This is a genomic window from Micromonospora sp. NBRC 110037 (assembly GCF_001652995.1).
In the GTDB taxonomy this organism is placed as follows: domain Bacteria; phylum Actinomycetota; class Actinomycetes; order Mycobacteriales; family Micromonosporaceae; genus Micromonospora; species Micromonospora chalcea.
This window is the reverse complement of the sequence record NZ_BBVA01000002.1, coordinates 680,811-700,983: the sequence shown is the minus strand read 5'-3', so window position 1 is coordinate 700,983 and position 20,173 is coordinate 680,811. Positions and strand designations below refer to the sequence as shown.

The window sequence follows — 20,173 nt, the reverse complement described above, 5'->3', positions numbered from 1 at the left end:
CGGACCCGGGCCGACCGACGCCCGACATCATCCGCGCAACCGATGCCCCGATCAACTGATCAGGTGACGAATCGGGGGTGTCGAGGCGGGAAACCATCCTCCACAGGGGTACCGCCCGGCGACAGGGGTGTCGCCCGGTCACGCCAGGTGTCCGGGCGTCCCGTCCGGGCGGGCGGCGGCTCCGGGCGGCTTCTCGCCCACGGATCCGGTGTGGCTCGTCACCGCCGTGCCGGGCAGAGCGGCAGCAGCTCGTCGAGCCGGGTCAGAACGACGTCCGGGCCGGCCGCGCGCAGCGTCTCCTCGTCGGACTCGCCCCACAGCGCGGCCACCGCCGTCACCCCGGCCGCCCGCGCGCTGGCCAGGTCGCTGGGCGCGTCGCCGACCATCAGCGCCTCCTCCGGCCGGGCCCCGAGCAGGTGCAGCGCCCGCCGTACGATATCGGGCGCGGGCTTCGGGCGGGGCACCTCGTCCGAGCCCACCACGTGGTCGACGAGCGGCAACAGGTCGAGCCGGCCGAGCAGGTCCCGGGCGCGTACACCGCTGCGGCCGGTGGCCACGGCGAGCCCGATCCCCCGCCGACGCAGGGTGCGCAGCAGCTCCGCCGCGCCGACGACCGGGCTGACCCGGTGTGCAAGGCGGTTGCTCTGCCGCACGAACGGCTCGGCGAGCGCCGCCGGCAGACCCATCAGCTCCAGCACCTCCGGCAGGTACCGGCCCGGGTGGCGGCAGTACTCGTCGACCGGGGCCAGGCCGTCGCCGACCACCTCGGCGTAGGCGAGGGCGAACGCCTCTCTGGCCACGGCGAGGCTGTCGACCAGCACCCCGTCGAGGTCGAACACCACCGCCCGGACACCGTCGGGTGCCGCCGTCGCCCTCGCGACCATCGATGTCACCTCCCCGCCCGCACGACCGCCACGGCCGGTAGGGGTGGCAGGCCGCGGAGACCCCCGACTACGGTCAGGACCGTTCTCCCGGCCCACCGGCGGCGCACTCGCCCGCCCGGATCCGGCGGTACCCCACGACCCTACCGGCGTCGCGGCCCCCGGCAGGGCTCGGACCGGGCCGCTGAGAGGATCGCACCATGCCGCTGCTGGGCTGGCTGACGAAGACAACCGACGAGCACCCGGACGCGATCCGGGTCGGCGGCCGGGCGGCGTCCTGGGTGGAGCTTCGCCGCCTTGCCACGGCGGTGGCCGACGAGCTGCGCGGCGTCGACCGGGTGGCGATCGAGGCCACCGCCACCCTGGAGACCGTGGTCGGCGTGGTGGGCGCGCTGACGGCCGGGGTTGCGGTCGTGCCGATCCCGCCGGACGCCGGGCCGATGGAGCGCGATCACATCCTGCGCGACTCGGACGCGACGGCGCTGCTGGCCCCGGCCGGCGCGGAACGCACCGTCGGTGACGCCGGCCGGCCCGTCGTACCCGTCGACCTGACCCGCCGGTCGGACACCGTCCACCCCGAGCCGGATCCGGCCCGCACCGCGGTGATCCTCTACACCAGCGGCACCACCGGCGCCCCGAAGGGCGCCGTGATCTCCCGCCGCGCGATCGCCGCCTGCCTCGACGGGCTGGCCGACGCCTGGGCATGGACGCCGGACGACCTGCTGGTGCACGGCCTGCCGCTGTTCCACGTGCACGGGCTGGTGCTCGGCGTGCTCGGACCACTGCGGCTGGGCGGCCGGCTGCACCACGTGGGCCGCCCCAGCCCCGACCGGTACGCCGCCGCCAACGGCACGATGTACTTCGGGGTGCCGACGATGTGGTCCCGAATCGCCGCCGACCCGGACGCGGCCCGGGCGCTGCGTCCGGCGCGGCTGCTGGTCTCGGGCAGCGCGGCGCTGCCGGCGGCGGTCTTCGCCGACCTCGCCACCCTCACCGGTCACCGGGTCGTCGAGCGGTACGGGATGACCGAGACCCTGATCACTGTGAGCGCCCGGACGGACGGCCCACGCCGGCCCGGCACCGTCGGGCTGGCGCTGCCCGGGGTCCGTACGCGGCTGGTCGGCGACGACGGCACCCCGCTCCCGGCCGACGGGGCGACGATGGGCGAGCTTCAGGTCACCGGCCCCACGCTGTTCGACGGCTACCTCAACCGTCCGGACGCCGACGCGGCGAGCCGTACCCCGGACGGTTGGTTCCGCACCGGGGACGTCGCCACCGTCGACCCGGACGGCTGGCACCGGATCGTCGGCCGGGCGTCGACCGACCTGATCAAGAGCGGTGGCTACCGGATCGGCGCGGGGGAGGTGGAGGACGCCCTGCTGACGCACCCGGGGGTCCGTGAGGCAGCCGTGGTGGGCACACCGCACCCCGACCTCGGTCAGCAGGTCACCGCGTACGTGGTGGGCGACGGGGTGGGCGAGGCCGAGCTGATCGACTTCGTGGCCCGGCACCTTTCGGCGCACAAGCGACCACGCGAGGTGCGCCTGGTCGACGCCCTGCCCCGCAACGCCCTGGGCAAGGTGCAGAAGACGCGGCTCAGCGCCGACGGTTAGGACGCGACCGCCGGGATGCTGATCGCGGTGACCACCAGTCCCCGCTCGACCAGGAACCTGCCCGCGAACGCCCGCACCTCGGCCCCGCCGAGCACCGGACCGGGCACCAGCAGCCGGGCCTCAAACGTGCCGGCCGGGTCGAACACGATGTCCGCCTCGGAGAAGTCCAGCCACTGGCCGGTGAGCGGGAACCACGCCTTGTACACCGCCTCCTTGGCGCTGAACAACAGGCGGTCCCAGCAGACGGCGGGGCGGACCGCGGCCAGCGTGACGGTGCGCGACCGTTCGGCCGGCAGGGCGATCGCTCCGAGCACCCCGTCGGGCAGCGGGGCGTGCGGCTCGGCGTCCACCCCGAGGCTGGCGAACGCCGCCGTACGGCCGACGACCGCCGCCCGGTAGCCATCGCAGTGCGTCATACTGCCGACCACGCCGTCGGGCCAGAGCGGGGCACCGCGTGCGCCGGAGACGATCGGCGCCGGGGCGAGGCCCAGCTCGCCGAGGGCCAGCCGGGCGCAGTGCCGCACGGTGGTGAACTCCCGGCGTCGTTTCTCCACCGACCGTGCCACCAGCGCCTCCTCCTCGGGGAACAGGGTCACGCCGGCGGGATCGGTGAAGGACTCGGACACCGCCACGGTGGAGGGCAGGATCTGCTCGATCACGTTGGCCGATGGTAGGCGCTGCGGCACCCCTCGCCGCGGCGGGCCTCGGCGATAGGTGCACCATAGGGGTCGGGTACGGGTGCCGGCCTGCACGGGACAGGTGCCACTCTGAGCGCCGTCCCGGTCCTGCGGGCGGGGCACCTGGATTTGGGGCGGATGGACGCGGGAATGGCGATGCTCACTGGCAAAGTGGTGCGGTTCGACGAGGTGCGGGGCTACGGGTTCATCGCCCCGGACGACGGCAGCGACGACGTGTTCGTGCACGCGAACATGCTCGACGGCGACAAGTGGGCACTGACGCCCGGCGTCCCGGTCGAGTACGACGCGGTGGAGACCGAGCGCGGGCCCAAGGCCGTGCTGGTGCGGGTGTCCGGCGTCGCGGTCGGCGGCGGGCGCAGCAGGGACAGCGGACAGGCCACGGGCGGCGCGGAGGACGACGAGGGCCTGTGCGACGTCCTCTCCGAGCGGGCCTTCTCCGCGGAGACCACCGAGGCGCTGGTGACCTCCGTGTCGGACCTGACCGGAGCGCAGATCGTGGCGGTACGTGCGAGGATGCTGGAGCTGGCCCGGCGGCACGGCTGGGTGGAGGGCTGACCGTGGCGGGGGCGGGTCACCGCTGCCCCCTGTCCGGCCGGCTCAGCCGCCGGCGATCAGCAGGGACTTCCTGATCCGCCCGAAGGCGCTGCGCGGCAACTCGTCGACGAAGTGCACCCGCCGGGGGCGCTGGCCCGCCGAGAGGTACCGGCCGACGTGGTCGATGAGCACCTGCGCGGTCACCCCCTCGGCGACGACGTAGGCGGTGACCTGCTCGCCGAGCGCGTGGTGCGGCGTGCCGACGACGGCGGCGTCGCGCACGCCGGGGTGGCTCAGCAACGCCTCCTCGATCTGCCCGGCGGGCATCCGCCGGCCCCGGCTGTGCACCACGTCGAGCCCGCGTCGCCCGATGATCCGGTACGTGCCGTCGGGGGCCACGCTGGCCAGGTCGCCGGTGGCGTGCCAGCGACCGGCGGCGAGGCTCCGCCCGCCGACGTACCCGCTGAACAGCATCGGCCCGCAGACGCTCAGCTCGCCCGCCGACTGGCCGTCGGCCGGCACCGGCCGGTCCTCGCGGTCCAGCACGCGCGTCTCGACGCCGGGCAGGGGGGTGCCGACAGCGCCTGGCACCGTACGGTCGCCGGGGCGCCCGGTCAGCGCGACGAGCGTCTCGGTGGTGCCGTAGGCCTGCACCGGCCGGTGCGAGGTGAGCAGTCGGAGCCGTTCGGCCACGGCGCGGGCCAGCGGGCCGTCCGCGGAAACGAGGATCCGCGCCGCGGACAGCGGCCGGGCCCGGTGGCCGTCCAGCGCTATCTTCGCCCACTGGTCGGGCGACGCCAGGTGCACGGAGCCGACCGGCCCGGTGCCGGCGTGGTCGAGGTGGACGAAACGGCTGCCGGCCCGCAGCGCGCCGAGCAGGCCGACGACCAGACCGTACGCCCGGAACAGCGGGGTGCCCTGGACGACCACGTCCTCCTCGCTCCAGTGCCACGCACGGGCCAGAAGGTCGAGGTCGGCGGCGATGGCGCGGCGCGAGATGCGCACCCCTCGTGGCGGCCCTGATGCGCCACCTGTGTAGAGGATGACGGCGTCGCTGCCCGGGGCGGGCTCGGGATGCCGCGTCGAGGCGTGTTCTCGCAGGTCGACCGGGATCGTGGACAGGCCGTCGGCCCCGGACGGGGCACGGCCGAGGATCACCGTCGCTCCGGACTGCCGCAGGATACGGCGGCGTTCGCGTTCGTCGGCGCCGGGAGGCAGCGGTACGAGCGGTGCCCCGGCGAGGAGGGCGCCGAGCATTCCGACCACCGCTTCCAGCGTCGGTGTGCCCTCGACCGCGACCGCGGTCGCGCCCCTGATCCGATCAGCGACGGCGGTGACGCAGCCCAGCAGGGCCTCGCTGGAGAGGGCTTCTCCGGCCACCGTGACCGCGTCGGCCCGATCCGCACCGAATCCACGCAGCACCGGCAGCAGTGTCATCTCCGCTATCCCCTGCGCGGGGCCGCAACGAGTCGCGGCGGCAGCTGGGACATCACGACGGCCACAGAACCCTTCAGGTCTCGGGCCTGCACGGCCCCATGTCCGGCTATCCAGACGGTGGAGACCGGGTGCCCCGAAATTAGGGCCGGGCTATCGTCGGGCACAACCCCTAGCCGCCGAGTCCGAATCCCCCTGTCCGGGCCTACTGGCCAGCTAGGACCGAATCCCGGCCGTCCTGACACAACGGCCGACACGAGCGCTCACTCCGGCTCGGCGAACAATGCAGAGGCCGCATTTGTCCTCAGCGAGCGAAAATCGACCGTAAAACGTCCTCCTCGATGCCCGGCAGCTAGCCGTCACGGCTTTATCGCATTGACGTGTGCCGCATGAGACCAGCCTTCGGGCCGGATGGGACCGCAGGCCTCCGCAACCAACGGGACACTCGGATTCATAATTCTTTTTCATACATAATCGCAGAATCTCCCAAACGTCCGAATCGTGGCCCGCCGACGCACACCAAGCCTCGACCGCCGGCAGGGCCGGACAGGCATCGATCGCAGTTCCGGCATCAATGCCTTACATCGCAACAATCGAGCGCCTCCGGCAATTGCCGGAGCCCCGACCGGACCCCACGGCCCCGCCCCGGGGACGGACGACACCTCCACAGCAGCTTCCGGCACCACGCCCGCCCGCGCCGGGATCGGCACGGGCGGGGTCACGAACGCCGAGTTCAACGACGATGACGCCCAGCTCGACGCCTCCGCACGCCGCGACCGCGGCAGCTTCGAACCTTGCGGCGAGAGCGACCGGTAACGCCCGGACGTCGGATTAGCACGGAAGAGCCCATTCGCCAATCAGCAGGCGGGCCGAATAAGCGGAACCATCGGCTCAGGAGAGCGCTCTGTCACGGTACGGGACCAGCCGGCGACTTTCCGTCGCCACCCCCGGTCGGGTCACCCGAGACAAGTAACCCATGTTTGCCCATCCTTTACACAACTCGGCTTGCCGCCCAATTGCCCAACTGCCATACTCCCACCATCAAGCAGGTCGATAGGAAGTGTCGACCCCGAGAGAGCTGGGGAATTATCGCCGACGCACACGGGAACACGGCTCGCAGCAGCCAACCGGTCAAGTCGGTCGATGGCGCACCGGCAAAGCTCGACACCAGTCGATCCTTGCCGATAATGGAATGGGTCAAGAATTGCCGGTCTCCAATTTGGTCGAGCTGTCGGGCCGCACCGGGCACCCGGCCCTCCCCCGGAGGGGGCGGTGATGGAGCTGACCGAGCGTTCGAGCCAGCTCGGCCTGCTGGAGCGCCGACTCGCAGACCTGCTCCGCGGCGGCACCTCGCCGACCGACCGGCCGGTGACCGTGCTGACCGGCCCGGTCGGCTCCGGCAAGACCGCGCTCTCACAGGCCTTCGCCCGGCGCGCCTGCGACGCCGGAGCACGGGTCATCGGCGCGAGCGCCTCCCGCGCGGAGCGCAGCGTACCGCTGGAGGTCGTCCGGCAGCTCGTCCGCGCGGTGCCGTCGTGCGCCGCGGACGCCCCCGACATCCGGGCCCGCCTCGCCCGGCTGCTGGACGCGGGCGCCCTCGCATGGAGCGACGCCGATCCGGCGGACGCGGAGAACGCCCGGCTCACCGCCGCCATCGGGCGCGCCCTGCTCGAACTGACCTCGCGGGGGCCGCTGGTCATCGTGGTGGACGACATCCACCACGCGGACGTGCCGTCGCTGCGCTGTCTCGATTACGTGGCCCGGCGGCTCTCCGGCCTATCCGTGCTGATGGTCCTGACGGAGGCGCCACGCACCCGGCCGTGGCAGGCGGACGTGCACGCCGAGATGCTGCAACCGGCGAAGCTGCACCGCATCCGCCTGCCGCTGCTCACCGCCGAGGGGACGTTCCATCTGCTCGCCCAGCGGCTCGACATCCCGCTCGCCCGCAGCATCGCCGAGGAGAGCCACCGGATCAGCGGCGGGAATCCGCTCCTGGTGCACGCGCTCGCCGATGACCAGGCAGCCGCGCCACGGTCCGCCGGCGCCCCGGCGGTCGGCGAGTCGTTCCGGGAGGCCGTGCTGAGCTGCCTGTACCGCTGCGACCGCCTGGTGCTCAACGCCGCCCGGGTGCTCGCCGTGACCGGCGAGCCGCTGCACGGCAGCCTGCTGCCGCATCTCGTCGACGCCCGGTTGCACCCCGCGCTGGGCGCTGTCGACAAGTCGACCAGCGCGGGGCTGATCGACGAACAGGGGTTGCGCCATCCGGCGGTGACCCAGGCCGTGATCGACGGGATGACCGCCGAGGAACGCGTACGGCTGCATCTGGGAGCAGCCCGCCTGCTGCACGACGACGGCGCGCCCCCGGCCCGCATCGCGCCGCACCTGGTGGACATCGGCGAGCTGGCCGAACCCTGGATGGCGCAGACCCTGCTGGACGCCGGCGAGCAGGCGCTGCTCGACGGCGAGGTGGAGACCGCCCTGCGGTACCTGCGCCGGGCGCACCGCAGTGGCGTCGGCGAGTGTCTGCGGGCGCGGATCCGCTCCGCGCTGGCGCGCGCCGAGTGGCGACTCGACCCGCAGGCCACGATCCCCCACCTGGTCAGCGTCGCCACCGCCATCCGGGCCGGGCACCTCGGCAGCCAACAGGCCGCCGGTCCCATCCAGTACCTCCTCTGGCACGGTGAGATCGACAAGGCCGTCGACCTGGTCAGGCACCTCAGCGAGCGGTCGGATCCCGCAGATCCGCAGTCCGTGGCCGAGCTGCTCATCATCACCGGCTGGATCTCGACGCTCTATCCCGGGGTCATGGTCGACCGGCCCGCGCCCGCCGTGGCCGCGCGGGATCCGCTCACGCTGGCCCGGGTCAAGCACGGGCTCAGCGGAGTCATCCTGCTGTCCGGCGTGCTGGCCCGGGGTGACGCGGGCGTGGTCGAGCAGGCCGAGCGGACACTGTCGACCACCGGGCCGGACGACGAACCGCACATGTGGAGGGTCATCTGCGCCCTCATCGCCATGATCTACGCCGACCAGCTCGACCTGGCCGACGACTGGTGCGACCGGCTGGACCGCCACCTCGCCACCCCGCACCACCCCACCCCCTCGGCCACGCTCACCGCCCTGCGGGCCGCCGTCGCCGGCCGGCTCGGCGACCTCCCCCGCGCCGGCAAGCTGGCCGACGAGGCACTGGGGCAGCTCTCGCCGAAAGGCTGGGGGGTGGTGATCGGGATACCTCTCGCCGTCCGGATACGGGCCCTGACCTATATGGACCAGCTCGACACGGCGGCCGCCTGCCTTCAGGTGCCGGTGCCGCCGGCGATCTTCGAGACCCCGCTCGGGCTGCACTACCTGCACGCCCGCGGGACGCACGCCCTCGCCGCGGGAAGCCCCGAGGCCGCGCTGGCCGACTTCCAGCTCTGCGGGCAGCTGATGCAGCGGTGGCAGCTGGACTTCTCGGGCCTGGTGCCGTGGCGCACCGAGTCGGCTCGGGCACTGCTCCGGATGGGCCGCCGTCTGCAGGCGCGCAAGCTGGTGCGCGACGAGTTGGCCCGGCTGCGGCCCGTCCATGTCCGGTACCGGGCCGCGGCCCTGCGGGTTCTGGCCGCGACCGAGGAGGGACAGGAACGGATCCCGCACCTGCGCAGCGCCGTACGGCTGCTGCGGCAGTGCGGCGACCGGATGGAACTGGCGCACAACCTTGCCGACCTCGGTCACGCCTACGAGCAGGCCGGCGACCGGCGGCAGGCCCGCGCCGCGACCCGGTCGGCCCGGGCTCTCGCCGAGGAGTGCGGCATCCCGACGTTGTGGCCCAGCGCCCTGTCCACCAGGGACGGCGCCACCGGCAGCCGGGCGGATGCGGCGGTCTTGGTCCAGGGCCTGACGGACACCGAATCCAGGATGGCCACCCTGGCCGCCCAGGGTCACACCAATCGTGAGATCGCCGAGAAGCTCTTCCTGACGGTCAGCGCGATCGAACAGCGGATGACGCGCATCTACCGGAAGCTGGACGTCAACTCGCGCGGCGAACTCGCCGGACGGCTGCGGTTCGACCGCTCCGGCACGACGGTGCTGGATCCGCTGACGCGGGGCACGGACCCCCCGGGCGGCCGTCCGTCCGGCCCTCGGCCGCGCTGATCCCGGTCGGGCTTCCGCACGGAACAGCCGACGGGCGTCACGCGACCGTCACCCTCGCCGACCGTCGCGAAGAGTTCGCTCACCACCACTGTGGGTACCATCGGCGTGCGCCGGGAGTCGCGGTGTGGCACCATCGAGCCGTACGCCCCGACACCAGCCGCTCACCGGCGTGTCGCCTCCCCCGGGCCGATCGGCTCCAACACCCATCACCCCGAACCGCGCAACCCCTAAATGCCTTCCGGGGCCCGCAGGTTTGGATGCGAAACGATGGGGTCTCACGCCCGTTGTCGCACCATCATGCCGGTGCCAGACTCGCCTCGACACGCGGACCGTACGGCGAGAAGACCGGTCCGACGAAGGATTTCAGGTCCACCCGGCGTGGCCGCCCGGCGCGCTCCACCCCTACCCGTCGAGACGCGGGCGGAGGGGCGGCTGTCTCCGGCAGGGGTGGCGGTGTCGGGCCGCACCGGCGTTTCCAGGCCCGCGCCGCGTACAAGGAGGGCTTACGCGCAGGTGTTGGTTCAGCAAGAGGAACAGATCACCCGTCTGCGGCGCGTGTTCCACGCGTGCGAAGAGCAGCAGCGCGGACACGTCGCGCTGGTCACCGGTGCCGTGGGCAGCGGCAAGACCAGCCTGCTGGAGTCGTTCGGCGAGTGGACGGCCGGCTCCCGCGGGCAGGTGATGAGCGCGACCGGCTCGCGGGCGGAGCGCGGTCTCCACCTGGGAGTCGTCGGGCAGCTGTTCCACAGTGCACGACTCGCCCCGGAGGCCGCCGCCCACGTCGGGAAGCTGCTGCGCGACGCCACCTCCGCGGTGCCGTTGCCCGAAGTCGGCGGCGAGGCGTCCGACGTAGACCGGGCCTGGGCACCCCTGCTGCACGGCCTCTTCACCACCCTGATCGACCTGACGGCCAACGGGCCCCTGGTCCTCCTCGTCGACGACGTGCACCACGCGGACCCGGCCTCGCTGCACTGCCTGCTCTACGTGACCCGGCGGCTGCGCCACGCCCGGATCATGGTCGTGTTCGCGGAGGCGTCGACGCTGCGCCCGCCGCACCAGCTGTTCCGCGCCGAGCTGCTCAGCCAGCCGCACTTCTCCCGGATCGGCCTGCCACCACTGACCGTCGACGCCGTCGCCCGGCTGGTCGAGGGCGCCGTCGACGACGCCGACACCCGCAGGACCGCGGAACACTACGTACGGATGACCGGAGGCAATCCACTGCTCACCCGGGCGCTGCTCGACGAACGGGCCGGTGGCGGGGGCAGCGACCACGACCTTCCGTCCGTCGGTGACGCGTTCGACCAGGCCGTCCTCGGGTGTCTCTACCGCCACGAGCCCGGGGTACGCCGGGTGGCCCAGGCGCTCGCCGTGCTCGACCGGCCCGCGTCGGCCGAACTGCTCGGCCACCTCCTCGACGTGATGCCCGCGACCACGGTCCCGGCGGTGCGGGTGTTGCGTACCTCGGGTCTGATGGAGTCCGACCAGCTACGCCACTCGCGTATCCTGCACTCGATCCTCGCTGACATGTCGGCCGACGAGCGGCGCGCCCTGCACCAGCGGGCCGCCGAGGTGCTGCACGACCGCGGCGCCGAGGCGAGCGTGGTAGCCGAGCACCTCGTGGCCGCCGGTGCGACGGTGGCCGGCTGGCGGGTGCCGGTGCTCCAGGACGCCGCCGGTCACGCGCTCTCGTCCGGCCGGCCCGACGTCGCGGCGGCCTGCCTGCGGCTGCTCGCCAGCGCGCCGGTGGACGAGCGGCAACGCACCGCCACCACCGAGATGCTGGTGAATGCCCGCTGGCAGCTAAACCCGTTGACGGTGAACGGGCAGCTGACGGAGCTGGTGCAGACGGCGCGCGCCGCCGGCTGGTCCACCGATGCGAGCCTCTCCGCGGTGCCGTACCTGCTCTGGCAGGGCCGCGTCGACGAGGCTGCCGAGGCCGTCAGCGGCTTCTCGGCGGACGAGGAGCAGGCTCCGGCCACCCCGCCCGGCCGCCTGCGGATCATGCAGCTTCTGGTCTCCCTCTCCCACCCGGACCACCTGGCGAGCGTACGGCAGACGCCGGCCACCTGGAGCCGCGCGGCCGGCGCCCCGACCACCGTCAGCCCGCTCCTGCAGGCGGTCACGGTGCTCGGCACCGCGCTGACGCCGACCGCCGACAACGACACGGCGCCGACCGCCGAGCAGATCCTGCAGCGCCACCACACGGACGACGGCGCCCTCGGCCTGCTGACCGCGCCCCTGCTGGCGCTGCTCTGGGCCGGCCGGTCGGACCGGGCCGTGGTCTGGGGCGACGTGCTGCTCGACCGGCCGGTGGTTCAGCACGCGCCGGGCTGGCGGGCGGTGATCCGGGCGATCCGGGCGGAGGCGGCCCTGCGCGTCGGCGATCTGCCCGGTGCCGAGCACCACGCCCGCGCGGCCCTGGAGGACATGCCAGCCCCCGCCTGGGGAGTGGCGATCGCCGGACCGCTGTCCACCCTGATCGCGTCCGCGACGGAGTCGGGCCGGTTCGCCGAGGCCGACCGGTGGCTGGCCCACCCGACCCCGCCCGGCATCTTCCGCACCCCATTGGGCCTGCACTACCTGGCCGCACGCGGCCGGCACCACCTGGCCGTACGCCGGCCGCACGCCGCCACCACCGACCTGCGGCGCTGCGGCGAGCTGATGCGCACGTGGGGGATCGACGCGGCCGGACTGGTGCCGTGGCGGCTGGAGCTGGCCCGGGTGCAGCTCAGCGTCGGCAACAAGACGCAGGCCATGCAGCTCCTGCAGGAGCAACTGCGGGTGCCGCACGGGGTCGACGACCGGACCCGGGGCCGTACGCTGCGCCTGCTCGCCACCACCGCCGCCCAGGACCACCGGCGCAAGCTGCTCTCCGAAGCGGTCAACCTGCTCCAGTCCAGCGGCGACCGGTTGGAGCTCGTCCGCGCCCTCGGCGACACCGGTCAGACGCTGCAGCGCGCCGGAGACTCCGCCCGCGCCCGGCTGCTCGTCCGCCGCGCCTACCAGCTCGCGCAGGACTGCGGGGCGTCGGTGCTGGCTCAGCGGCTGATCCGCCGGGAGCCGGGCAGTGGACTGCCGGCGTACCCGGCCGCCGCCGAACTCCAGGAACCGGACGACGGGCTGAGCGACGCCGAGCGGCGCGTTGCCGCGCTGGCCGCACACGGCCACACCAACCGCCAGATCTCCAGCAAGCTCTTCATCACGGTGAGCACTGTCGAGCAGCACCTGACCCGGGTCTACCGCAAGCTCGACGTGAAGCGCCGGACCGACCTGCCGTCCCGGCTCGTCGTGTATGCCGAGACGCTGGCCGACGAGGCACAGAGCGCCACGTCCTGACGGCTGTCGCAGGGGCGCGGTGACCACCGGCCCCCCTGCGACACGGGGCGAAAGCGAGGGCCCGAACCGCATCTGCGGTTCGGGCCCTCGGCGGATCGCGTCCGGGCGGTCAGTCCATGGCGCGGCGCATGAAGCCACGCATGCCGATCGCCGAGAACACCACGAAGACCCCGGTGAGGACACACATGCACAGCCAGAGCGGCAGCGACTCGACCCCCGGCGGGCCGACGAGCGACCGGGTCGCCTCGCTGATGTAGGTCAGCGGGTTCAGCGAACAGATCACCTGATACCAGCGCAGCGAGTCCAGGCCGAGCAGCGGGAACTGGGTGGCGCCGGTGAACATGATCGGGGTCATCACCACGGTGAACATGATCTGGATGTGCTGCGTGGGCACCAGGGTGCCGAAGGCGAGACCGACCGCCGCGCCGACCAGCGCGCCGATCGCCAACACCCCGACCACCTTGAGCACCACCGCCCAGGGCCAGGTGACGCCGAGCATGAGCATGCCGACCGGGATCAGCACCACACCGGCGATCAGGCCACGGATGCCCCCGAAAACGATCTTCTCCAGCGCCACCAGCGGGGTCGCCATGGGCGCCAGGAGGCGGTCCTCGATCTCCCGGGTGAAGGAGAAGTCCATCATCATCGGCAGCGCGGTGTTCTCCAGGCCGATCAGGAAGGCGTTCAGCGCGATGACGCCGGGCAGCAGCACGTTGGAGAAGTCGTCGCTGGCGTAGCCCAGGTCGCTGAGCACCTTGCCGAAGATCAGCAGCATGAACAGCGGCTGGATGAAGACCTGGAGCAGGAAGCCGATCAGCTCCCGGCCGGTGACGAACAGGTCCCGCGAGAGCACCGCGCGGAAGGTGGCGAGCTGGTCCAGCGCGCGCACCGGCGGCGGCGCCGCGGGCGGTGACGGCGCGGACGGGGGGGCGGGGGCGGTGACGCTCACCGAAGTTCCCTTCCGGTCAGGTGGATGAAGACATCTTCCAGACTGGGCTGGCCGATGTTGAGGTCACGAACCTCGCAACCCAGGTCGGCGAGGATCTTCATCGCCATCGGGATGGCGTTGGCCGGCTGACCGCTGGTGTAGACCCGGAAGGACAGGGGGGCGTCCGAGTCGGCGGGCGCGTCCGGGACCGGGGCGGGCACCGGCATCGCCGGCATGCCGGGAAACGCCGGCGCGGCGACGGGCACCTTGGCGGTCATCTTGAAGTGTTCCACCTGCTCCACGTCGGGGATCGCATCGAGCGCGGCCCGCACCTCCTCGGCGGAGGCGCCGGGGGTCACCACGAGGGTCAGGGTGCTGCTGCCCGGCAGCGTACGGGTCAGCGCGGACGGCGTGTCCATGGTGAGCAGCTTGCCGTGGTCGACGATGCCGACCCGGTCGCAGAGCTTCTCCGCCTCGTCCATGTCGTGCGTGGTGACCACCACTGTCACGCCGTCCCGTTTCAGCTCGGCGATCCGGTCGTGCACGAAGAGCCGGGACTGCGGGTCGAGGCCCGCCGACGGCTCGTCGAGGAAGAGCACCCGGGGCGAGTGCATCAGCGCGCGGGCGATCATCGTCCGCTGGGCGAGGCCGCCCGACAGGAAGTCGGTGCGGTGGTTCGCGAAGTCCTTGAGCCCCATCTGGTCCAGCAGCTCGTCCGCCCGCCGGATGCGCTGCGCCCGGGGCACCCGGTGGTAGGCCGCGTGGAACAGCAGGTTCTGCCGGACGGTCAGCGCCCGGTCCAGGTTCACCCGCTGCGGTACGACCGCCAGCAACTGCCGGGCGGCGGCGGGCGAGCCGATCACGTCCGCGCCGCACACCCGGGCCCGGCCCGAGGTGGCCCGCACCCGTGTGGTCAGCACCCCGATCGTCGTCGTCTTGCCCGCACCGTTCGGCCCGAGCAGGCCGAAGACCTCACCGGCGGCGACGGAGAAACTCAGCCCGTCCACCGCCGGTGGCATGTTGGGCTGGTACCGCTTGACCAGCTCCGTGACCACCACTGCCTCGTCCACGTCGTCATGCTCCGTCCTGGAACGTCGGTCCGATAGATGTATGTGTGCCGATAGGGGGCGCTAGGGGCACGCCAGGGGCGGAACCGGTCACAGACCCCGCGCGGCCAGCCAGCGCTGGACCGTGCCGGCGAGTTCCGGCCCCCGGTCGGCGACCATGCTGAAGTGGTCGCCGGCCGCGTCGACAGCCTCGTGCGGGTAGGGCCAGCGCGACCGCCAGCCGTCCGGTTCGCCGTCCCACTCCCCCAGCGGCTCGGTGGCCCGCACCAGCAGGGTCGCCGCCGCCATCTCGGTCGGCTGCCAGTCCAGGAACAGCGGCAGGTAGCCCGCCCACGCCGTCGTCCGCCAGTCGTCCATCGGCGTGTACGCGGTGTCCCGGTCGATCATCCCGTCGAGAAGCTGCGGCACCCACCCGCCGAGCACCTCGCTGTCGGCCGGGTAGGTGTCCATGAGCACCACCGCGTCCGGCGGGCGGCCCTGGCGTTCCAGCTCCCCGGCGAGCAGGTTGGCCACCATCGCACCACCGGAGTGACCAGCCACCACGAACGGGCCGGCACCGACGGTACGCAGCACCGTGTCGGCGTGCACCCGCAGCAGCGCGTCGAGGTCGGCGGGAAGCTCCTCGCCCACGCCGAACCCGGGGTTGGGCAGGGCCCACACGTCACGTACGCCCCGGAAGCCGGCGGCCAGCCGGGCGTACTCGTGCGCGCCGGAGAGCAGCGACATCGTGCAGCAGCACACCAACTGCGCCCGGGCGCCGCCCTCGGCCAGCCGGAGGATCCCGGCCGGGCGGGTGAGCTGCGCCGGCTCGCGGAAGCGGGGGCGGAACTGGGCGAGTTTGACCAGCAGTTCGGCATACCCGGCCGGGTCCTCGCGCGCCTTCGGCTGGTTGAACAACCCACCGAGCAGTCCGCCGCCGGCACTCTCCCCGGCAGGTCCACCGGCGTCGTCCGCGCCGAGGAGCTGGCCGAGCAGGTGAACGGCCAGCTCCGTAGGGGTGGGGTGGTCGAAGAGCAGGGTCGCCGACAGCTCCACCGCGGTCTCCTGGCGCAGCGCGTCGCGCAGTTCCAGTGCGGTCAGCGAGTCGAAGCCGAGTTCCAGGAAGTCCCGGTCGGCCTCGACCGCGTTGGGCGAGGCGTGCCCGAGGACGGTGGCCACCCGCGCCCGGACCAGGTCCAGCAGGATCCGGTGCCGGTCGCCGGCCGGAACGCCGGCCAGCCGCTCGCGCAGCGCGCGGGCGGGATCGGTCGCGGCGTCGCCGGCCCCCGGCTCCGCGCCGGCCGTCGCCTCGGGCACGCCGCGCAGTAGCGCGCTGGGCCGTACGGCGGTGAAGGCCGGCACGAACGCGGGCCAGTCGAGGTCGGCCACGGCCAGTTGGTCGTCGCCGCGGACCAGAGCCTGCCCCAGCGCGGACAGGGCCACGTCGGCGGGCAGCGGCCGGACCCCCCGGCGGCGCAACTGCGCCGCGTCGGTGATCTCGTCCGCCCAGGGCACCCACGCGACGACGGTGGCCGGGCGGCCGGCGGCACGCCAGCCCGCGGCCAGCGCCGCCAGCCCGGCGCCCACGGCGGCGGCGACCGCCGCTCCCCCGCTGCCCCAGACGGCGGCCGTCGAGGCGAAGACGACGAACTCGTCGACCGGCAGGCCGGCGCAGGCCCGCCCGAGCAGTTCCACGGCGGCGGTACGGGCGGCCACGGCGTCGGCCAGCTCGTGCGGGTCCAGCACCGCCACCGGGTCGCCGGCCCCGTCGGAGTCGGCGACGTGCAGGACGGTGCGGATCTCGCTGCCGGTGGCGGCCAGTCGGTCCAGCACCTCGGGCAGCCCGTCCAGGTCGCCGACGGCGGTGACTGTGACGTCCGGGCCGGGCGGGTCGGCATCCGCCACCGGCCCCACGAGGACGAGGTGCGACGCGCCGCGCTCGGCGAGCCAGCGCAGCAGGTGCGGGGTACGCACCTGCGCGGACCCGTGCACCAGGACCGCGCCGCGGGGCCGCCAGTCCGTATCGGTGGCGCCGGCCGGGGCCCGGCGGAGCCGCCGGGCATACACCCCGCCGGCGCGTACCGCCACCTGGTCCTCGTCGCCGCCGGACGCGACGACCCGGGCGAGCGCGGCGAGCGCGACGTCGTCCGGCTCCGCCGGCAGGTCGACCAGCCCGCCCCACACGCGCGGCTGCTCCAGCGCCAGCACCCGGCCCAGGCCCCAGAGGTACGCCCCGGCCACGCCGGGAGCGGCGTCGTGCGCGTCGACGGCCACCGCGCCCCGGGTCACGGTCCACATCGGCGTGCCGTTCCCCGCAGCGGCGAGGGCCCGCACCAGCGCGGCCGTCCCGGCGAGCGCGCCGGTTCCCGCGCCGGCCGCCGGGTCCTGCGCCGCCAGCAGCGAGACCACGACCGACCAGGTGCCGTCGGCGAGCGAGGCCCGGGCGACGGCGTCCAGGTCGTCTCCGACCGTGACCAGCGTCGGCTCCAGGCCCTCGGCGCGCAGCACGGTGAGCACCGCGGTGGCGTCGGTGCCGGCCCCGGCCACCAGCAGGCATCGGCCGGTCGGCGTGGTACGGGCCGGGGACAGGTCGACGCGTTCCCAGTCGGCGCGGTAGCGCAGCCCGTCCAGCTCCGATCCGCGACGCCGCCGGTCCCGGTAGGAGGCGAGGGCGGGCAGCACGTCGGCGAGCGCGTCCTGCCGGTCGGCGGGCAGGCCGAGCTCGGCGGCCAGCTCGGCCGGTCGTCCCTGCGCCACGGCCGCCCAGAACTCCTCGTCCTCTCCGGTCGCGGCGGGCGGGATGAGATCCACTGTGGGCGGGTCCGGCCAGAAACGCTCGCGGTGGAAGGCGTAGGTGGGCAGCTCGACGCGCGCGGCGTCGCTGCCGTCGAAGGGAGCCGCCCAGTCGACCCCGGCACCGCGCAGGTCGACCGCGGCCAGCGCGCCGAGCAGCGTGGTCGCCTCCGGCTGGTCCCGGCGGGCGAGCGGCACGAAGGCCGCCGGTTCCATGTCGGGCAGGCACTCCCGGGCCAGCACGGTCAGGGCGCTGTCGGGGCCGAGTTCCACGAAGGTTCCGACGCCGCCGGCGGCGAGGGTGGCGACGCCCGCGTGGAAACGGACGGTGTCCCGGACGTGGTCGACCCAGTAGCCCGGGTCCGTGGCCTGGGCGGCGGTGAGCGGCTCGCCGGTGCGGTCGGAGACGATCGGAAGGTTCGGCGGGTGCCACGCGACCTTCTCCGCGACGATCCGGAAGTCGGCCAGCATGGCGTCCATCCGGGCGGAGTGGAAGGCGTGGCTGACCCGCAGCCGACGGGACCGCCGGTCCTCGGCGGACAGCCGCCGCCCCGCCGCGAGCACGGCCTCCTCGTCGCCGGAGAGCACCACCGACCGGGGGCCGTTCACGGCGGCCAGGGACACCCGCTCGTCGAGCAGCGGGACCACCTCCGCCTCGGACGCCTGCACCGCCAGCATCGCCCCGCCGGGCGGCAACTGCTGCATGAGCCGGGCCCGGGCGGCCACCAGGGTCGCCGCGTCGGCCAGCGACAGCACCCCGGCGACGTGTGCCGCCGCCAGCTCGCCGACCGAGTGGCCGAGCAGGAACTGCGGGCGTAGCCCCCAGGCGGTGACCAGCCGGTATGCGGCGACCTCGTAGGCGAACAGCGCCGGCTGGGTGAACTCGGTACGGTCCAGCAGATCCGCGCCGGGCGAGTCGGCCTCGGCGAAGACCACCTCCCGCAGCGGCCGGCTCAAGTGCCGGTTCAGCTCCCCGGCCACCTCGTCGAAGGCGGCGGCGAAGACCGGGAACCGGCGGCACAGCTCGGCGCCCATGCCGAGGCGCTGGGCACCCTGCCCGGTGAAGAGGAACGCGACCTTGCCGGCCGGGCGGGCCACGCCTCGCACCACGCCGGGGGTGTCGCGCTCCTCGGCGACCGCGTGCAGGCCGGCCCGCAGCGCGTCGCGGTCCCCGCCGATCACCGCTGCCCGGTACGGCAGGGCCGCCCGGGTGGTGACCAGCGAGTACGCCACGTCGGCGGGGGTCAGATCGGGGTGATCGGCCAGATGCGCCAGCAGCCGCCGCGCCTGCCCGGCCAGGGCCGGTGCGGAGCGGGCCGAGACGATCCACGGTACCGGCGGGGCGGGCGTACCGGCCGGCCGGACGTCGTCGGTGTCCGTCGCGGCGGCCTGCTCGATGACGACGTGTGCGTTGGTGCCGCTGATGCCGAACGCGGAGACCGCGGCCCGGCGTGGCTGCCCGGTCTCCGGCCATGGCTGCGGGCCGGTCAGCAGGGACACCGCCCCGGCCGACCAGTCGACGTGCGGGGTGGGCTCGTCCACGTGCAGCGTGGGCGGCAGCACCCCGTGCCGCATCGCCAGCACCATCTTCATCACCCCGGCCACACCCGCCGCCGCCTGGGTGTGCCCGATGTTCGACTTCACCGAGCCGAGCCACAACGGCCGATCCGCGGACCGACCCTGCCCATACGTCGCGATCAGCGCCTGCGCCTCGATCGGATCACCCAACGTGGTGCCCGTACCGTGCGCCTCGACGACATCGACCTGGTCGGCACCCAGCCCCGCGTTCGCCAGAGCCTGCCGGATCACCCGGCGCTGCGACGGGCCGTTCGGAGCGGTCAGCCCGCTGCTCGCACCGTCCTGGTTGACGGCGCTGCCGCGCAGCACGGCGAGGACCGGGTGGCCGTTGCGGCGGGCGTCGGAGAGCCGCTCGACGAGCAGCATGCCGGCCCCCTCGGACCAGCCGGTGCCGTCGGCGGCGGCGGCGAACGACTTGCACCGGCCGTCGGTGGACAGGCCCCGCTGCCGGGAGAACTCCACGAAGACGGTCGGGGTGGCCATCACCGACACCCCGCCGACCAGCGCCATCGTGCATTCGCCCAGCCGCAGCGCCTGGCAGGCGAGGTGCAGCGCGACCAGCGACGAGCTGCACGCGGTGTCCACGGTGACCGCCGGCCCCTCCAGCCCGAGAGCGTAGGAGATCCGGCCGCTCGCCACGGCTGCGGCGCTGCCGGTGCCGAGGTAGCCCTCGACGCCGCCGGTGACCCCGGTGAGCAGGGCCGCGTAGTCACCCTGGCTGCTGGTGGCCGCGTAGACACCGGTGGGCGCGCCGCGCAGCCGGGTGGGGTCGATGCCGGCCCGCTCGAACGCCTCCCAGGCGGTCTCCAGCAGCAGCCGCTGCTGCGGGTCCATGGCGAGGGCCTCGCGGGGACTGATGCCGAAGAACGCCGGGTCGAAGTCCCCGGCGGAGTAGAGGAACCCGCCCTCACGCACGTACGACGTGCCCCGGCTGTCGGGGTCGGGGTCCGGGTCGTAGAGCGCGCCCAGGTTCCAGCCCCGGTCGTCCGGGAACGCCGACATCGCGTCGCCGCCGGCGGCCACCAGGTCCCACAGTTGCTCGGGTGACCCGACACCGCCGGGGAACCGGCAGCTCATGCCGATGATCGCCACCGGTTCGCTGAGCGCGGCGGTGAGCTGCTGGTTCTGCTGCTTGAGCTTCTGGTTGTCGAGCAGGGACGCACGCAGCGCGCCGACGACCTCGTCCAGGGAAACATTCATC

General features: G+C 73.8%; 10 protein-coding genes. 4 read left to right on the top strand and 6 right to left on the bottom strand.

Annotated elements, in window-relative coordinates:
- Positions 1–218 precede the first annotated feature (218 nt).
- Positions 219–884, bottom strand: a complete 666-nt coding sequence (locus A4R25_RS02410) for an HAD-IA family hydrolase (RefSeq protein ID WP_043322821.1) — start codon at positions 882–884, stop codon at positions 219–221.
- Between the two features lie 197 nt (positions 885–1,081).
- Here A4R25_RS02410 and A4R25_RS02405 point away from each other — a divergent pair, with 197 nt between their 5' ends.
- Positions 1,082–2,494, top strand: coding sequence for an acyl-CoA synthetase (locus tag A4R25_RS02405; protein WP_064445436.1), 1,413 nt, complete (start codon positions 1,082–1,084; stop codon positions 2,492–2,494).
- On the opposite strand, the gene A4R25_RS02400 is transcribed toward A4R25_RS02405, so the two are convergent.
- Entirely contained in the window at positions 2,491–3,153 is a 663-nt protein-coding gene (locus A4R25_RS02400; protein WP_064445435.1) for a 4'-phosphopantetheinyl transferase, read from the bottom strand. The two genes, A4R25_RS02405 and A4R25_RS02400, sit on opposite strands and share 4 nt — an antisense overlap.
- Before the next feature lie 156 nt (positions 3,154–3,309).
- Here A4R25_RS02400 and A4R25_RS02395 point away from each other — a divergent pair, with 156 nt between their 5' ends.
- Positions 3,310–3,747 carry a cold-shock protein gene (locus A4R25_RS02395; protein ID WP_064445434.1) on the top strand — a complete coding sequence of 146 codons (438 nt, stop codon included), beginning with the start codon at positions 3,310–3,312 and terminating at the stop codon, positions 3,745–3,747.
- A gap of 42 nt (positions 3,748–3,789) precedes the next feature.
- Here the strand turns inward: A4R25_RS02395 and A4R25_RS02390 are convergent, their stop codons facing one another.
- Complete coding sequence (locus A4R25_RS02390; RefSeq protein ID WP_064445433.1) at positions 3,790–5,163, bottom strand: AMP-binding protein; 1,374 nt, start codon at positions 5,161–5,163, stop codon at positions 3,790–3,792.
- Positions 5,164–6,435: 1,272 nt separating this feature from the next.
- Here A4R25_RS02390 and A4R25_RS02385 point away from each other — a divergent pair.
- Positions 6,436–9,291 carry an AAA family ATPase gene (locus A4R25_RS02385; RefSeq protein WP_043322811.1) on the top strand — a complete coding sequence of 952 codons (2,856 nt, stop codon included), beginning with the start codon at positions 6,436–6,438 and terminating at the stop codon, positions 9,289–9,291.
- Between the two features lie 513 nt (positions 9,292–9,804).
- A complete protein-coding gene (locus tag A4R25_RS32085; protein ID WP_043322809.1) occupies positions 9,805–12,627 on the top strand; it encodes a LuxR family transcriptional regulator in 2,823 nt (940 codons plus the stop codon).
- A 109-nt stretch (positions 12,628–12,736) separates the two neighbouring features.
- Here the strand turns inward: A4R25_RS32085 and A4R25_RS02375 are convergent, their stop codons facing one another.
- The 3 genes from A4R25_RS02375 to A4R25_RS02365 all read right to left on the bottom strand — a co-directional run bounded on the left by A4R25_RS02375 (position 12,737) and on the right by A4R25_RS02365 (position 20,172).
- Positions 12,737–13,576, bottom strand: coding sequence for an ABC transporter permease (locus A4R25_RS02375; protein WP_043322806.1), 840 nt, complete (start codon positions 13,574–13,576; stop codon positions 12,737–12,739).
- A complete protein-coding gene (locus tag A4R25_RS02370) occupies positions 13,573–14,625 on the bottom strand; it encodes an ABC transporter ATP-binding protein (protein WP_043322803.1) in 1,053 nt (350 codons plus the stop codon). Before A4R25_RS02370 ends, A4R25_RS02375 begins: the two co-directional genes overlap by 4 nt.
- An 87-nt stretch (positions 14,626–14,712) precedes the next feature.
- Positions 14,713–20,172, bottom strand: coding sequence for a type I polyketide synthase (locus A4R25_RS02365; RefSeq protein ID WP_064445432.1), 5,460 nt, complete (start codon positions 20,170–20,172; stop codon positions 14,713–14,715).
- Position 20,173: the final 1 nt, after the last annotated feature.